The sequence below is a fragment of the Nitrobacter sp. genome, from assembly GCF_047149785.1.
In the GTDB taxonomy this organism is placed as follows: domain Bacteria; phylum Pseudomonadota; class Alphaproteobacteria; order Rhizobiales; family Xanthobacteraceae; genus Nitrobacter.
Genome location: NZ_BAAGBE010000001.1, coordinates 2,027,691 through 2,042,507, shown reverse-complemented (window position 1 = coordinate 2,042,507; position 14,817 = coordinate 2,027,691). Strand labels below are relative to the sequence as shown.

At 61.2% G+C, this 14,817-nt stretch carries 14 protein-coding genes and 1 pseudogene; 7 read left to right on the top strand and 8 right to left on the bottom strand.

Going from position 1 to position 14,817, the window contains the following annotated elements; translation table 11 throughout:
• Positions 1 to 85: 85 nt before the first annotated feature.
• A complete protein-coding gene (locus ACMDCM_RS09390; protein ID WP_412773313.1) occupies positions 86 to 1,030 on the bottom strand; it encodes a CHAD domain-containing protein in 945 nt (314 codons plus the stop codon).
• 159 nt (positions 1,031 to 1,189) lie between these two features.
• Complete coding sequence (locus tag ACMDCM_RS09385; protein ID WP_412773312.1) at positions 1,190 to 2,173, bottom strand: zinc-dependent alcohol dehydrogenase family protein; 984 nt, start codon at positions 2,171 to 2,173, stop codon at positions 1,190 to 1,192.
• A gap of 172 nt (positions 2,174 to 2,345) precedes the next feature.
• Between ACMDCM_RS09385 and ACMDCM_RS09380 the strand changes: the two genes are divergently transcribed.
• The 3 genes from ACMDCM_RS09380 to ACMDCM_RS09370 all read left to right on the top strand — a co-directional run bounded on the left by ACMDCM_RS09380 (position 2,346) and on the right by ACMDCM_RS09370 (position 3,787).
• Complete coding sequence (locus ACMDCM_RS09380; RefSeq protein ID WP_412773311.1) at positions 2,346 to 2,816, top strand: Hsp20/alpha crystallin family protein; 471 nt, start codon at positions 2,346 to 2,348, stop codon at positions 2,814 to 2,816.
• A gap of 81 nt (positions 2,817 to 2,897) precedes the next feature.
• Positions 2,898 to 3,326 (top strand): CBS domain-containing protein, encoded by a 429-nt coding sequence (locus ACMDCM_RS09375; protein WP_412774716.1) that lies wholly within the window; start codon positions 2,898 to 2,900, stop codon positions 3,324 to 3,326.
• A 239-nt stretch (positions 3,327 to 3,565) separates the two neighbouring features.
• Complete coding sequence (locus tag ACMDCM_RS09370) at positions 3,566 to 3,787, top strand: hypothetical protein (protein ID WP_412773310.1); 222 nt, start codon at positions 3,566 to 3,568, stop codon at positions 3,785 to 3,787.
• Between the two features lie 136 nt (positions 3,788 to 3,923).
• Here ACMDCM_RS09370 and ACMDCM_RS09365 read toward each other — a convergent pair whose 3' ends face one another.
• Complete coding sequence (locus ACMDCM_RS09365; protein ID WP_412774715.1) at positions 3,924 to 4,247, bottom strand: c-type cytochrome; 324 nt, start codon at positions 4,245 to 4,247, stop codon at positions 3,924 to 3,926.
• A 185-nt stretch (positions 4,248 to 4,432) separates the two neighbouring features.
• Between ACMDCM_RS09365 and ACMDCM_RS09360 the strand changes: the two genes are divergently transcribed.
• Complete coding sequence (locus tag ACMDCM_RS09360; RefSeq protein WP_412773309.1) at positions 4,433 to 5,266, top strand: universal stress protein; 834 nt, start codon at positions 4,433 to 4,435, stop codon at positions 5,264 to 5,266.
• A 48-nt stretch (positions 5,267 to 5,314) separates the two neighbouring features.
• Here the strand turns inward: ACMDCM_RS09360 and ACMDCM_RS09355 are convergent, their stop codons facing one another.
• Positions 5,315 to 6,352: a zinc-dependent alcohol dehydrogenase family protein gene (locus tag ACMDCM_RS09355; protein WP_412773308.1), complete on the bottom strand. Its 1,038-nt coding sequence runs from the start codon at positions 6,350 to 6,352 to the stop codon at positions 5,315 to 5,317.
• 433 nt (positions 6,353 to 6,785) lie between these two features.
• On the opposite strand from ACMDCM_RS09355, the gene ACMDCM_RS09350 reads away from it, so the two are divergent.
• The 3 genes from ACMDCM_RS09350 to ACMDCM_RS09340 all read left to right on the top strand — a co-directional run bounded on the left by ACMDCM_RS09350 (position 6,786) and on the right by ACMDCM_RS09340 (position 9,033).
• Positions 6,786 to 7,466: a protein-L-isoaspartate(D-aspartate) O-methyltransferase gene (locus ACMDCM_RS09350; protein ID WP_412773307.1), complete on the top strand. Its 681-nt coding sequence runs from the start codon at positions 6,786 to 6,788 to the stop codon at positions 7,464 to 7,466.
• A 199-nt stretch (positions 7,467 to 7,665) separates the two neighbouring features.
• Positions 7,666 to 8,121 carry a baeRF12 domain-containing protein gene (locus ACMDCM_RS09345; RefSeq protein ID WP_412773306.1) on the top strand — a complete coding sequence of 152 codons (456 nt, stop codon included), beginning with the start codon at positions 7,666 to 7,668 and terminating at the stop codon, positions 8,119 to 8,121.
• A gap of 243 nt (positions 8,122 to 8,364) precedes the next feature.
• Positions 8,365 to 9,033: a universal stress protein gene (locus ACMDCM_RS09340; protein ID WP_412773305.1), complete on the top strand. Its 669-nt coding sequence runs from the start codon at positions 8,365 to 8,367 to the stop codon at positions 9,031 to 9,033.
• A 362-nt stretch (positions 9,034 to 9,395) separates the two neighbouring features.
• On the opposite strand, the gene ACMDCM_RS09335 is transcribed toward ACMDCM_RS09340, so the two are convergent.
• The 4 genes and pseudogenes from ACMDCM_RS09335 to ACMDCM_RS09320 all read right to left on the bottom strand — a co-directional run bounded on the left by ACMDCM_RS09335 (position 9,396) and on the right by ACMDCM_RS09320 (position 14,773).
• A complete protein-coding gene (locus ACMDCM_RS09335; RefSeq protein WP_412773304.1) occupies positions 9,396 to 9,614 on the bottom strand; it encodes a hypothetical protein in 219 nt (72 codons plus the stop codon).
• Positions 9,615 to 9,671: 57 nt separating this feature from the next.
• A complete protein-coding gene (locus ACMDCM_RS09330; protein WP_412773303.1) occupies positions 9,672 to 10,367 on the bottom strand; it encodes a helix-turn-helix domain-containing protein in 696 nt (231 codons plus the stop codon).
• Positions 10,368 to 10,535: 168 nt separating this feature from the next.
• Positions 10,536 to 13,763: pseudogene (locus ACMDCM_RS09325) on the bottom strand (efflux RND transporter permease subunit); the annotation flags it as partial.
• Positions 13,760 to 14,773, bottom strand: a complete 1,014-nt coding sequence (locus ACMDCM_RS09320) for an efflux RND transporter periplasmic adaptor subunit (protein ID WP_412773302.1) — start codon at positions 14,771 to 14,773, stop codon at positions 13,760 to 13,762. The gene ACMDCM_RS09320 and the pseudogene ACMDCM_RS09325, both read right to left, overlap by 4 nt.
• Positions 14,774 to 14,817 lie beyond the last annotated feature (44 nt).

Genomic DNA, 14,817 nt, shown 5'->3' with positions numbered 1-14,817 from the left:
GACAGCATCCAGTAAGCCCGCGGAGCTGACGTCAATTTCTCAATCGCTCCATATTCGTCGGTTGCCAGGTCTTGAAAGCGAAGAGTCAAGATAGCTGGAACGGCTTCAATTCCGCCATCTGCTGGAAAGCGAGCGCAGCGGCCCTGATCATCCGTTTCCTGGCTTTTCGGCCTGTCGGCAACGGCGAGTTCCATCTCGCTCCGTCCTCCTGCGCCGATTTTGCCAAAGCTGTCGCGATAAGGCGGCCTTGCTCAGCGTCGTTCAACTGTCCCAGGTATTTCTGAATCTTGCGTAGAGACTTAAGACACTCTCTCACTCCGGCGCGAGATTTACCTGGGAGAAGCTGCTCGAGAACTTCGAGCACATAACGGAATCGTTTGCTTTTTATCCTGAGTCGATGGCGCTGGCTTGCACTCATGTCCTCGATGGCCCGGCTCTTTTTGACCAGCTTCTGGTACCAACGATCGAGCCGGCGGCCAGAATACGTCGTGAGCGAGGTTGATGGCTTCACCTTGCCGGACGACCTGCTTCCATCAATCCAGATCGACATGTCGCGCAGCAGGATCCGGTATCGCCTCGAGTGGAGCGCCCGGCGGAGATCTCGATGGCTGGCGCTCCAGGTTTTCCGCCAAGCGCGACCGAGCGTTTGTCGCGGACTCGTATCATGGGCTGAGGGAAGCCGCTTAAGCGCGACGTCCAGATCGCGCGTCCGGCTCAGGTGTTTGTTCAGCCATTTCAATTCACCCTTCAAGGGAGACCATTCTGAAGATGGAATAAAAGAGGAAAAAAAGGATCGGGCAGCCCGCAAACGGGTCAGGGCAATCCGCATCTGATGCAGCGCTTCCCTGTCTCCTTCGTACGTTGCCTGTTGATTTGCCGCCAGATCGTCGAGACAGCCGCGCGCGATCGTGCGGAATGCTTCCTTACATGTCATGGTTGCGGTCAATCGCGGCAGTTTATAACGTCGATAGCTGCCCCGTCGCTGTTTGAAGCGTGAGCCGTCCAGGCGGGATTTTCGGGAACCAGTCATGGCGGGTCCAGTTGGCTTGACGAGAGACCGGTTTCAGCCGCGCCAGGTTTTCCTTTCGGTTATAGCGCTTTCGAGCGAAGTGGATACCGGTTCGCGTGAAGAAAACGCGTCAAATCAAAATCTGGAGCCCGTTTTTGATTCCATCAGAAGCGAAAGGCTCTAGGGTTGAAGAACGGCTGCTCCCAGCAGTTGTCCCGCTCTCAGCATGGCAATGGCGTCGTTTGCCTTGTCGAGAGGAAAGGTTGTCGTGCGGATGTGAATTCCGGCCTGAGGAACGATCTTGAAGAAATCGATGCCGTCCTGCCTCGTCAGATTGGCAACGGACATTAACCGCCGCTCCTCCCAAAGGAGGCTGTACGGAAACGACGGAATATCGCTCATGTGGATTCCGGCGCACACCACCCGGCCGCCTTTGCGAACCGCGCGCAGGGCGAGCGGGACCAGTTCACCGGCCGGCGCATAGATGATGGCAGCATCCAGTTCCTCCGGCGGACGCTGATCGGATGCACCGGCCCAGATGGCGCCAAGTTGTCTGGCGAAGTCCTGCGCCGCGATATCGCCGGTGCGGGTGAAGGCAAACACCGAGCGCCCCTGCCAGGCGGCGATTTGAGCGATGATGTGACCCGCCGCGCCAAATCCGTAGATGCCGAGCCGTTCCGCGTTGCCCGCCATGACCAGCGACCGCCAACCTATCAGGCCGGCGCATAGTAGCGGCGCGGTCGAGACGTCGTCGCCGGCTTCGCCGATCGCAAACGCGTAGCGCGCATCGGCGATGACGTGAGTTGCGAAGCCGCCATTGCGGGTATAGCCGGTGAAAAGCGGGCGGTCGCACAAGTTCTCCATGCCGAGGCGGCAATAGCGGCAAACGCCGCAGGTATATCCAAGCCAGGGTATTCCGACGCGGTCATCAATCTGATGACGGGTCACGCCGCTGCCCGTCAGGTCGACGCGGCCGACGATTTCATGGCCCGGGATGATCGGATAGCGGATGCCGGGGAGTTCCGAGTCGACGACATGAAGGTCGGTGCGGCAAACCCCGCACGCGCTGATTTTGACGCGGATCTCTCCGTCGCCCGGGATTGGATCGTCGCGCTCCTGCATCCGGAGCGGTGTGGCTGGAGCCGAGAGCACCATCGCGCGCATGGAATGCCTCCTCGCAAAGCCGGCGGCGCCGTACGTCCGATCGGCTTGGAACGTAACGCGAGTATTCATTGCGGCGCAATAGCCGCTCCGGTTTGACCTCGATCAAGATAGTCCCGCTGGCGCGTGGTGAGATGACGCCGCTCAAAGCTCACTGTTTGGAGGAGGTTCGATCATGATGAAGTCGCTTATTCCGGTAGGACGGGACAGTTCCCTGACGCGTGCCGAAGCAAATCCGTTGGCGATGTTGCAGCAGGAGATGGACCGGCTGTTCGATGGCTTCAGCAAAAGCTTCACCGGCCTGTCGTCCCGGACGCTGATGCCCAGCATGGATCTTGCCGAGACGGACAAGGAGATCGAATTAACCGCGGAACTGCCGGGTATGGAAGAGAAGGACGTGCAGTTGAACGTCGTTGACAATCATTTGACGATCCGCGGCGAGAAGAAGAACCAGCGGGAGGAAAAAGAAAAGGACTATCATCTTGTCGAGCGGAACTACGGTTCCTTCGTGCGGACGGTCGAACTGCCGCCGGGCGTGAACCTCGACAGCATCAAGGCGGTGATGTCGAAGGGGGTCCTGAAGGTCACGGTCCCGAAGCCGCCGCCGGCGCAGGCCAAAACAATCGAAGTCAAGGCGGCCGCGTGAGTAGGGAGGTCGGACGCGCGCGGCATGTACCGCGCGCGTCGACGCCGCAAGGAAGTCGGATGCAGCGAATTGGGTGATATCTTGTATCAATTTCTCGAACAGACCGTCGATCGTTACATGACGCATGAAGTCAAGACAGTATCGAGCGAGGTCGCGATGAACGAACTCAACGATCTGTTCGCCAGCGATGACTTCAACGCCTATCCGGTCGTCGACCAACTGGAGGTCGTTGGCCTGGTGACAAAGTTCGACTTCCTCAAATGTTTTGCTCTTACGCTGACCTCAATGGTGCCGCGATATGACGAACTCATGAAACGCACCGTTTCCGATGTGATGATCCACGAATTCATCTATGTGAGCGCAACGACGAAGCTGGTGCGTGTGTTGCAGTTGATGGTCGAGCACCGGCTTCGCAGCATTCCCGTCATGGGTACGGGGCAGCATCTGGACGGCATCATCGCGCGCGAGGATATCATGCGAGCTTTGCGAGATTGTACCCGCGGCGCATAGCTTGCCTTGTAGGACCCATCTGAAAGCTGCTCGTCGGCGCTGATGATCCCGAACCTTTTACGGCGGTTGATTGGGAACGGCTGTCCGATGCGTCGCAAGAAGCCACCGGGATTGTAGCACAGGCGGCCGGCGCGAGCACGCACGGCCGTTTCCTTGACCTGGATCAGCATCACGGCGAACCGGCTCGGTAACCTGCTTAACCTGAAAGGGAGCGTGGTTAAATTTAAGGGAGCGCAACGATGGCATCGACCACACAAGACCATAACAGGACGTGCGCGCGGTGTGGCTCGCGTTTGATCCATCTCGAGTGGGAGGAACGTCTCGAACCGCATCAGATTCAGCAGCTTTGGAAGTGCCTCGAATGCAGGAATGAGTTCGTCACCGTGAATGCTTTTGAAGAAGAAAGCACAACCAGCGCCGACGTTGTCACGCCGTTCTTCACGACTCTCGTGGTCGAATAGGCGCGGCGGCGGCAAGTCATGCAGCGGCGGGTCGTTTGGCGGGATGGAGCGTGAAATCAGTTCTCATATGCTGATCGCTGTCTCGTACGCTGGAGCGATCTCCACATCCTTCGCTGCTGTGCAATCGCCTGGCGGATTATTCCAGGGATTTAAGAAACATAATAAAGTCGTTGATCTGATCGGGCTCGAATCGGAATTGTGGCATGCTGGGATGTCCAGTCGTGAGTCCTTCGGCAAGGGCTTCCTCAAGCGTCTCGACAGGATAACGTTCGTGCAGGTTACGGAATGGCGGCGCAATCCGAAGCGGGCTAGGGCTCACCTTGTCGATTGCGTGGCATCTTGCGCAATAAAGCAGCGCCAAGCGCCGGCCTTGCTCGACGTTGGCGGCTTCGGTGCGTTGCGCTGATCCGAAGGTGAGGATCAGGGATGTCAGAAGCAGCGATGAAATGGCGATGCGCATTGTTCTTCCTGCGGTGAAAGTCGAATCGGCGAATACCAAATATTCGTAGCAGAGCGCCGCCTGGTTCTCTTGACCCAGCTCAAGAAATCGACGCTCAAAAGCGCGAGCCCTTGCTTTGAGGTACGTCAATCCGTCCTGGTGTCGTTATCGTACGGTTTCAGATCACGCCGGTCAGGAGAAATCAGATGATCAAGGATATTGTTCTCCATCTGGAGCGCGATCAATCCGGGGACATCGTCCGCGATTTTGCTGCTTCGACAGCCGAGATGTTTGGCGCCCATCTCGCGGGAGTTTCCTTTGCCTTTGCGGCGAATATTCCCAGGTACATTGTTCCAAATTTCCCCGCGGGCGTCCTTGCCGACCTGTTCGCCGAAAGCGAAGCAGCAGCGCGTGCTGCAATCGACCGCTTTGAGGTTGCCATGAAGCGTCGTGGCCTGTCAGCCGAGCCGCGGCTTGTCTTGCAGACCGAATTCGGGCCGCCCAGGACGTTTTCGGAGATGGCACGATGTTTCGATCTGAGCATCATCATGCAATCGGACGAATATAGTGGCATCGATAACAGTTCTTTGATCGAAGCGACCCTGTTTGATTCTGGTCGGCCGCTCATGATCGTCCCTCATATCGAGCAGGACGGATTGAGGCTCGATCGGGTCGTGTGCTGTTGGGATGGAAGTCGCGCCGCAGTGCGCGCCATCAACGATGCGCTCCCGCTGTTGAGGAAAGCCAACGCCGTCGAATTGTTTATTGTGGAAAATGAGAAGACCGCCAACGAGAAGGTCATTGGCGGTATTGAAATCGGCAGGCATCTGGCCCGGCACGACATCGAGATCGACGTGAGAAGAACGCCGGCCGCTGACATCGATGTGCCAAATATTATACTATCGCATGTTGCTGACTGTTCGGCGAGCCTGCTTGTGATGGGCGGCTACGGACATTCTCGTCTGCGTGAATTCGTACTTGGCGGAGCAACGCTCGGAATATTGTCGGCGATGACGGTTCCTGTTTTCATGTCGCACTAGGTCTTTCACGGATCGATTGAACGGAACCCGCGTCCTCGCAAATGGGCCTCAGGCCGCGATGATCACTTTCAGCGCGCCCGTGTCCGCAGCGCGGCTGAACGTATCGTACGCCTTAAGGATCTGGTCGAGGGAAAATCGATGCGTAATCAATCGGGCGGGACTGATCTTATTTGATTGCACCGTCTTGAGAAGCATCGGCGTCGTGACCGTATCGACCAGCCGCGTCGTGATCGAGATATTGCGCGACCATAATCTTTCCAGGTGCAGATCGACCTTGCTGCCATGCACGCCGATGTTGGCGATGATGCCGCCGGGAGCGACGATGTCCTGGCAGAGGACGAAGGTGGCGGGAACGCCGACGGCCTCGATCGCCGTATCGACGCCCTTGCCGCCGGTCAATGCTTTCACTTTGTCGGCGGCCTCTCCGTTCGCGCTATTGATCGTATGCGTAGCGCCGAAGATCTTGGCGATCTCGAGGCGTTTGTCATCGAGATCGATCATGACAAGTTCGGCGGGCGAGTAAAATTGCGCCGTGAGCAATGCGGCAAGACCGATCGGCCCGGAGCCGACGATTGCGACGGTTGATCCCGGCGCTACCTTGCCGTTGAGAACGCCGCATTCGAAGCCGGTCGGCAAGATGTCGCTCAGCATGACGAGCGCTTCTTCGTCGGCGTCAGCCGGAATGCGGTATAGGCTGGTATCGGCATGTGGGGTTCGAACATATTCGGCTTGCGTCCCATCGATCTCATTGCCAAGGATCCAGCCGCCGGTGGTGCAGTGGGAGTAGAGACCTCGGCGGCAGTATTCGCATTTGCCGCAAGACGAAATGCATGAGATGAGGACATGGTCGCCCGGTTTGAAGGTCGTGACACCGGCGCCAATTGAATCGATGATGCCGACACCCTCGTGCCCGAGAATGCGACCGGGCGTACAGGTCGGCACATCACCTTTCAGAATATGCAGGTCCGTGCCGCAGATGGTCGTTTTTACCATCTTGACGATAGCATCTCCCGCGGACCGAATTTCCGGCTTGGGGCGATCTTCGAGCGTTTTGTGTCCGGGTCCATGGTAGACGAGCGCTTTCATGGATTGGTCCGATCCAATGAGTGGTCTGCTATAATATAAAAGCCGGCCCGCCGCGCTCCACGTTGATTTCGATCAAGGCCGACCTTTCGGCCACGTCATTTCGTGTCCTTCGGGCTGTTCAGTGATGATGTTGTCCCGCAGAACTCTTCAAGGCGGCCGGGGAACGGCGGTTGACTTGCGAGAATTTTCTCTCGGGCGCGGGGAATAGCGAACCAGGCGGCGCGATCGATTTCAGGGCCGATGGGTAGCCCGACCCTTGATACCGGTCAAACCGCTCGGGCGGATTTCATGATGCAGATATTAATCGAAGTCGTCTTGGCCACGCAGGCGGTGCTGGTTCCGCTTCCGCCATGTCTCGGCGGAATGAGGGATGCAACGCCGGTCCACCGGCGTTGTTATCCTGGAATTGCGCGAATTACGAGGAGCCGTTGTCATGGGAAGTCCGGTCTCCAACAAAGCTCCTTCCGGCGAAAGGATTTCGTTCCCGTCTCTTCGCAGGCAGATGGTTGAGCATCATATCGCCGCGCGGGGCGTGCGCGACGAACTGGTACTCGACGCCATGCGCAAGGTGCCGCGCGAATTGTTTGTCCCGGAGAAGCTTCGTGAATTCGCCTACGAGGACGCGCCGCTTCCGATTGCCGGAGAGCAGACGATTTCCCAACCCTATATCGTTGCCTTCATGATCGAAGCCCTGCTGCTGAAGGGCAATGAAAAGGTTCTCGAAATCGGTGCCGGCTCCGGTTACGCCGCCGCCGTATTGTCGGAGATTGCTGCCGACGTCTACACCGTGGAACGTCTTGGCCCGCTCGCCGAAAGGGCGGCGGCCTTACTCGCCGAACTCGGTTATGACAACGTTCACGTCCTGCATGGCGACGGCACAAAGGGATGGCGTGAGCACGCGCCCTATGATGCGATCGTCGTGGCTGCCGGCGGGCCGCAGGTTCCGGAAGCCCTCAAGCGGCAGTTGAAAATTGGTGGCCGGTTGGTGATCCCGATTGGCGCAGACTTCCGTGGTCAGGAATTGGTGCGAGTGACCCGGATCTCGGCGGACGAGTATCGTGACGAAGACATTGCCGATGTGCGCTTCGTTCCGTTGATCGGAGAAGAGGGATAAGCAACCACCAGAGGAGACAGGAAAGCGCGGGACCGCCTGCATCCGATCTATTCGTACGGTGAGCCCCGGTTCGCGATCCGGCGGAGATGCCGCCGGATCGTTTTCATCGATCGGGACTGCCGACCCCAACTCGCTGATGGACCGGATCGGTGTCTCCGAGCTTGTTGAAGGACGCAATTGTCACGAGGAGCAGGTCAGCATGTTCAGGATTCCCCGCGATGCGCTGGTATTTGTCGGCGACGGCCGAAAGGCCTTGTTCCTGCGAAACGCCGGCGACGCTTTATCCCTCGATCTCAAGACGGAGAAAGTCTTTGAAGACACAAATCCGATGACCCGCGAGCAAGGGAGCGATCGGCCGGGGCGGGTCATCGAACCCTCGTTTCCCGGTCGCAAAAGCGCTGTCGAGCAAACCGATTGGCATGACATCGAGGAGCACCGGTTTGCGCGGACGGTTGCTGAAGCCATGGAGCAGATGGTCCGAACGAGCAAGGCGAAGGCTGTCGTCGTGGTCGCGCCGCCAAAGACATTGGCCGACTTGCGAAGCGCATTCCATCCCGAGGTGAAGGCTCGCATCGTCGCCGAGATAAACAAGGACCTGACCAAGCATTCGGTCCGGGAAATTGAAAAGCATCTCGTGAGTGACGGCCCAACCTGATCGGGTGAGGCCCGCAAGTATTTCGATTTGGATCAGGCGGCCGGCATCGGGATGTGGACGTGATAGATGATCGCCAAAGTGGAGGTTGTTATGTCCTATGCAACGCTGATGGTTTGGGTCAATGTCGACCATGTCTCGAAGCAGTTCATTGGCGTCGCAGCAGATGTGGCGGACAAATTCGCAGCCAATTTGATTGGATTGTCGGCTGTTGCGATCGTTCCGCCTTATGTCGCCGAGGGTGTCGTGATCGTCGGCAATGCGGCCGAATTCGATATCGCAGAGGTGAAAGCCAGCCTCGCGCAGGCTGGAAACAAGGTGCAGGCGGCTGTGGGAAGCGGTCGTCAGATCGAATGGCGATCAGTCATTGCGTACCCCACGGAGACGTTGATTAGTGAGGCGCGCTGCGCCGATTTGATCGTGATCGAGAGCGGCAGATCCGCCGGCGATATGTATCGAAGCGTCGACGTTGGGGCCGCAATTCTGGGAGCCGGTCGTCCTTTCCTGGTGGTGCCAGCGGCGGTGAAATCCCTTGCCGCCGACCATGTCATGATTGGATGGAAAGATACGCGGGAGGCGCGACGTGCGGTTCAGGATGGGTTGCCGTTCCTTCACGAGGCCAGGCGCGTAACCGTCCTGGAAATATGCGAGAAGGAACAGACGGAAACTGCGCGCCATCATGTTGACGATGTCGTTCGCTATCTCGCGCAGCACAGGGTAAAGGCGGAGGGCCGGGTCGAAATGCAGGCTCGCGGCTCTCGTGCGGATCAGATCATCGGATGGGCAGATAATGAAGACGTCGATCTTCTGGTCACCGGTGCTTACGGCCATAGCCGGCTCAACGAATGGATGTTCGGCGGGATGACCCGCGATCTGCTCACGAGGAGTCCGATCTGCTGCCTGATGTCTCATTGAGGTGACGAGATGCGCGCACGTGGTTCTTCACGCCGACAGAAAGTCTCCGAACCGGCATCGCCTCCGCGAAAGCAGTGCCCTCAGCCGCGAGAACGGGCGGACGAAACTCCCAGCCTGATCGAGAAGGAGCAGGTCGACGTCGAGCGTGAGAGTCCGATAGAGGACAATGAGTCGGTCGAGCGCGAGCCTCGCGACCGGCTGGACCCGCCACTGTTCGAAGACTGACGGTCCGGTCGGGCAATCGTCCACGACCAGAAAATCGCGAGTTCGGCAAGGAGGCGATACGGTCAAGACGCAGCAAGAGATCTGCCGGCTGGGGGACTCGATCGGGGCGGCCGGTGGAGAGCCGCAACCTAGCCCCGTCAGGCCGGTGGATGTTCGAGTGCCTGAGAGTCGTCTACCAAGTGTACTACTTCGACACAGTCGACGTTCAAGCACCTATTGCCGATTTGTTGTTCTGCCAGCGCCAACGCCTGAGAGGGATCATTTGAGTCGACATCGATCTGATGCTGAAGGCACCTGAAATTATGACCGTTCGAATTCAGCAGGTCCTTGTAGAAAGAGACGCGGTAGCCGTTCATGGGAAACTCCTCGTTTTCTGGGGGACGCGGGCCGGGCGATCCGAAAAGCCCGCGCCCTCAAGCCTCCATGGCGGACAGCCGCTGTCGGTTACGCAGTGCGATATGGCGAGCGCTCGAAAACATCAGGATGCCCTCATCGTTAAGCTGGGAGAGCGCGCGCGAGACGGTCTCGAGCGTCAGACCGAGGTAATCGCCGATATCGCGACGACACATCGGGAGCGCCATCATGCCGGCTCCGGCGAGCCTGCGGTCCATTTCCAGGAGGAAAGTGGCGACGCGCTCCATCGCGGTCTTGCGGCCGAGCAACAGCATGTGATCCTCGGCGTGCCGGAGATCGCTTGCCGTCAGCGTCCAGAGATTGCGGGCAACATGGACGTTTGATGCCGCGGCCTTCTCAAGGCTGCGACGGGGCACCAGGCGGACGGTGGTGTCGACGATTGCTTCGGCGGTAAGCCTGTGTTCCGTGCCAGGGTCGAGGCCGAAGACGTCGCCCGGCAGGTGGAATGCGCCGATCTGCCGCCGCCCGTCGCTCAGGAGCTTGTAGGTACGTACAGCGCCGCGAACGATCTGGTAGAGGTATTCGGCAGGCTCGCCCTCGCCGTAGATTTCCTCATCCTTTCCGTAGGAAAATTCGCTTGCGACCACTCCCGAGCAACGGGCGATCGCGCTGAATTGGCCGGCCGGTCCAGCCGCCATGACGTGTGGGATATTGAGATCCTTGGCAGTGGGGGCGGTGATTTTCTGGATGTGCATGTCGCCATCTCCTCGATGCGGGATGGCCCAGTTTACCCGACGCAGCGCGCCGGAATATTTCGGTCGATATCCTAAGGGCTCTTACGGAGGTGCTGTTCCGGGACACGGCAAGGGGCGCGGGTGCGCGCCGGTTCCGGCCGGGCGTCCGCCTCCCCGCAGCACGACGTAAATGGCCGGGATGACCAGAACGGTCAACGCCGTTGAGGACGCCAGTCCGAACAAGAGCGAAATCGCGAGCCCCTGAAAGATCGGGTCGGCGAGGATCACCGCCGCCCCGATCATCGCCGCGATCGCGGTGAGCAGGATCGGCTTGAAGCGGATTGCGCCCGCCTCCAGCAACACGTCGATCAGCGGCCGGTCGGGACGCTGCGCGTGGCGGATGAAATCCACCAGCAGGATCGAGTTGCGCACGATAATGCCGGCCAGCGCGATGAAGCCGATCATCGAGGTCGCCGTGAACGGCGCGGCGAACAGCCAGTGGCCGAGCATGATGCCGATGAAGGTGAGAGGGATCGGCGTCAGGATCACCAGCGGCAGCTTGAACGAGCCGAACTGCGCGACGACGAGGATATAGATCCCGAGGATCGCCACCATGAAGGCCGCGCCCATGTCGCGGAAGGTCACCCACGTCACCTCCCATTCGCCGTCCCACAACAGGGTCGGATGCGTTTCGTCGTCCGGCTGGCCGTGCAAGGCGATCACCGGCTTGGGCAGGCTGCCCCAATCGATCCGGTCGATCGCATCGCGCACCGCAAGCATTCCGTAGATCGGCGCTTCATAGGCGCCCGCGAGTTCCGCCATCACCATCTCGGCGGGACGGCCGTTGTGGCGGAAGATCGGCCAGGACGCCGGCTCATGGGCGACACTGACAACATCGCCGAGTTCGACCACCCCGCGGCCGCCCGGCAGCGCGTTGGCGGGCACCGGCGTGGTCAGCGCGCGCGCGTCGATCACCGCATCGGCCTTGGGCAGCGCGAGGCGGATGGCGATCGGGTAGCGTCCGCCGCCGCGCTGGGAATAGCCGACCGTGGTGCCGCCGTAGAGATAGCGCAGGGTGTCGTATACGTCGGACTGCTCGACCTTGTAGTATTCGAGGTTGTCCTGATTGATCGCGACGCGCACGCGCTCAGCCCGGTTGTGATAGCTGTCGTCGACATCGACGATAAAGGGAACGCTCTTGAACGCCTCGCGCACCTTGTCGGCCACCGCGCGCCGGGTGTCGGGGTCGGGGCCGTAGATTTCGGCCAGCAGCGTGCCCAGCACCGGCGGGCCGGGCGGCGGCTCCACCACCTTGACCACCGTGCCCTGCGGGAGGTCGATGCCGCGCAGGCGCTCGCGCACGTCCAGCGCGATGGCGTGGCTCGCCCTTGCGCGTGCGCCCTTCGGCACAAGGTTGATCGCGATATCGCCCTGCTCGGGACCCGCGCGCAGGTAATAATGCCGCACAAGGCCGTTGAAATCGAATGGCGCCGCGGTACCGGCATAGGTCTGGAACGAGACGATCTCCGGCACCGGGGCGAGCCGGCTGACCATCGCTTGCAGCGCCCGGTCGGTGTCCTCGACCGACGACCCCTTCGGCAGGTCGAGCACGACCTGAAGATTGGCCTTGTTGTCGAACGGCAGGAGTTTCACCGTGACGTGTTTGGTGTAGAACAGCGCGAGCGAGGCCACGGTGGCAAGGCCCACGCCCAGAAGAAATATCCATGCCCGCCGGCGCGTCGCCAGAACGGGCCTCGCGACCGCGACATAGAGGCGGCCGAGGCGTCCGCCGCCTGTCGCCTCATGGCCGCCGCCGGTATCAGATTTTTGTTTTGGCGCGTTTTCTTGACGCGAACCGGATTCCACTTCGCTTGAAAACGCTACGGAGTCGCCGCCAAATTTCATCATCAGCCACGACGTCACGATGACGGCGACGAAGAACGAGAACAGCATCGCGGCCGAGGCATTGGCCGGGATCGGGCTCATATAGGGCCCCATCATGCCGGACACGAACAGCATCGGCAGCAGCGCCGCCACCACCGTCAGCGTCGCGACGATGGTCGGATTGCCGACCTCGGCGACCGCGTCGATCGCAGCCTGCACGCGCGGGCGGCCGTCGCGCATCGCCCAGTGGCGGGCAATGTTCTCGATCACCACGATGGCGTCGTCCACCAGGATGCCGATGGAGAAGATGAGTGCGAACAGGCTGACGCGGTTGAGCGTGTAGCCCATGATCCACGAGGCGAACAGCGTCAGCAGGATGGTGGTCGGGATCACCACCGCAACCACCAGCGCCTCGCGCCAGCCGATGGCGACGGCGACCAGCACCACGATCGACACCGTCGCGAGGCCGAGATGGAACAGAAGCTCGTTGGCTTTCTCGTTGGCCGTCTCGCCGTAGTTGCGGGTGATCGTCATCTCCACGTCTTCGGGGAAGATCTGGCCGCGGGTTTGCTCCAGCCGCCGCACGATCTCGTCGGCGATCACCACCGCATTGGTGCCGGGCCGCTTGGCGATGGCGAGCGAGACGGCGGGCGCGCGCTCAAGTCCCGCCGCCGTCTTGCGGATATCGGTGACGCGGTTCTCGGCCGCCGAGGTCGCCAGCACGACACGGGCGACGTCGCGCACATAGACCGGGCGGCCGTCGCGCGCGGTGAGCAGGATGTTGCCGATCTCGGGCAATGCCTGCAGGGTCTGGCCGGCGACGATGGCGCGCTGCTGCGTCTCCTCGCGCACGGTGCCGACGCGGAACGAGCGGTTGGCGCCCTCGATCTTGGCGGCGAGCTGTTGCAGCGTGATGCCGTAAAGCGACAGCCGCTCGGGATCGGGCTCGACGCGGAACGCTTCCGGCTGCTCGCCGACGATATAGGTGAGGCCGATGTCGGGCAGCTTCGACACCTCGACCTGCAACTCGCGGGCCAACCTCGTCAGCCCGTTCGCGGTCCAGCGCGCGGCCGCGCCAGGTGTCGGGCGCAGCGTCACCACCACGATCGCCACGTCGTCGATGCCGCGGCCGACGATCAGCGGCTCGGGAATGCCGAACGGGATGCGGTTCATGTTGGCGCGCACCTTCTCATGCACGCGGAGAATGGCGGCGTCCGGATTGGTGCCGACCTTGAAGCGCGCGGTGACCACGGTGCCGTCGTCCTCGGTCTGCGAATAGACGTGCTCGACGCCGTCGATGCTCTTGACGATGGTCTCCAGCGGCTCGGTCACCAGCTTGACGGCGTCCTCCGCCTTCAGCCCGTTGGCGGTGACGTGGATATCGACCATCGGCACCGAGATCTGCGGCTCCTCCTCGCGCGGCAGCGTCACCAGCGCCACCAGCCCGAGCGCCAGCGCCGCCAGCAGGATCAGCGGCGTGAGGGGCGACGCGATGAAGGCGCGCGTCAGGTGGCCTGCGATGCCCAGTTTCATGGCAGCACGATCCGGTCGCCGTCGCGCAGGCCGGTAAGAATCTCGACGCGCTCCGCGCCGTTATCGGCGAAGGTCTCGCCGAGGATGACAGCGACGTCCATTGAGCCGGCGTCGGCGGCGACGCGGACATAATCGACGCCGTGGGTGGTGCGGATCGCCGCCGGCGGCACCGCCAGCACCGTGCGCTTGCCGACCGGGATCGACACCAGCGTGCGCTCGTTGACGAAATAATCGCCGATCCCTTCGACCTCGACATCCGCGATCACGCGCCCGTCGGTGATCTCCGGATAGACTTTGGCGATGCGGCCGTGCCGCGCCGCGAAAATGCCGTCCGGCGCAGTCGTCAGCCCGCGCGCGCCGACCGTCACGTCGGCGCCCTGCGTGATCTCGCCGGCATGGCGCTCCGGCAGCGACAGCCGCAGATAATACGGGCCCGGCGCGATGCGGGCGATGTCCTCGCCGGGCAGGATCACCGAACCGAGCGTTACCGGCACGGTAAGCACCCGGCCGGTCGCCGGCGCGAAGACGGTGCCCTCGCGCGCGCTTTGTTCGATGACGGTCTTCTCCGCCTTGGCCGCCGCGACCTGATTGGTTGCGACCTCGAACTGCATCTTGGCCTGATCGAGGCTGACCTGCGTGCCCGATCCGCTCGCCCTGAGCTGCTGCGCCCGCTCGAGCTGGACGCGTGCATTTGAAAGCTGCGAGTTGAGCGCCTCGATCTTGGCGTCGGCGGCGTTGAGCTGAAGCGCGAGCTTGTCATCGACGACGACGGCGATCGCCTGTCCTTCCCTGACTTCGTCGCCCTGCGTGACGCGAAGCTCGCGCACCGAGCCGCCGATGCGGGCACGCGCCGGCACCACGATGCGGCTCTCGACCTGGCCGAACACCGCCTTCATCTCGGGAATCGTCGTGGCCTTGACGACGAATTCAGCGGCGTTGGCCGCCGTCGCGCCGGCGATCGCGGCGCCGGCGAGAACGGCTGTCAGGAAGCGCAAGATCGGTCGATGCATGAGCGTGCAGCTTTCACGGAGCGATCACGAGTTTCGCCCGGCCA

What these genes read in the sequence shown, in the direction of transcription:
- ACMDCM_RS09390 (WP_412773313.1), bottom strand. Translation starts at nt 1,030, where the DNA reads ATGACTGGTTCCCGAAAATCCCGCCTGGACGGCTCACGCTTCAAACAG.
- ACMDCM_RS09385 (WP_412773312.1), bottom strand. Translation starts at nt 2,173, where the DNA reads ATGCGCGCGATGGTGCTCTCGGCTCCAGCCACACCGCTCCGGATGCAG.
- ACMDCM_RS09380 (WP_412773311.1), top strand. Translation starts at nt 2,346, where the DNA reads ATGATGAAGTCGCTTATTCCGGTAGGACGGGACAGTTCCCTGACGCGT.
- ACMDCM_RS09370 (WP_412773310.1), top strand. Translation starts at nt 3,566, where the DNA reads ATGGCATCGACCACACAAGACCATAACAGGACGTGCGCGCGGTGTGGC.
- ACMDCM_RS09365 (WP_412774715.1), bottom strand. Translation starts at nt 4,247, where the DNA reads ATGCGCATCGCCATTTCATCGCTGCTTCTGACATCCCTGATCCTCACC.
- ACMDCM_RS09360 (WP_412773309.1), top strand. Translation starts at nt 4,433, where the DNA reads ATGATCAAGGATATTGTTCTCCATCTGGAGCGCGATCAATCCGGGGAC.
- ACMDCM_RS09355 (WP_412773308.1), bottom strand. Translation starts at nt 6,352, where the DNA reads ATGAAAGCGCTCGTCTACCATGGACCCGGACACAAAACGCTCGAAGAT.
- ACMDCM_RS09350 (WP_412773307.1), top strand. Translation starts at nt 6,786, where the DNA reads ATGGGAAGTCCGGTCTCCAACAAAGCTCCTTCCGGCGAAAGGATTTCG.
- ACMDCM_RS09345 (WP_412773306.1), top strand. Translation starts at nt 7,666, where the DNA reads ATGTTCAGGATTCCCCGCGATGCGCTGGTATTTGTCGGCGACGGCCGA.
- ACMDCM_RS09335 (WP_412773304.1), bottom strand. Translation starts at nt 9,614, where the DNA reads ATGAACGGCTACCGCGTCTCTTTCTACAAGGACCTGCTGAATTCGAAC.
- ACMDCM_RS09330 (WP_412773303.1), bottom strand. Translation starts at nt 10,367, where the DNA reads ATGCACATCCAGAAAATCACCGCCCCCACTGCCAAGGATCTCAATATC.
- ACMDCM_RS09320 (WP_412773302.1), bottom strand. Translation starts at nt 14,773, where the DNA reads ATGCATCGACCGATCTTGCGCTTCCTGACAGCCGTTCTCGCCGGCGCC.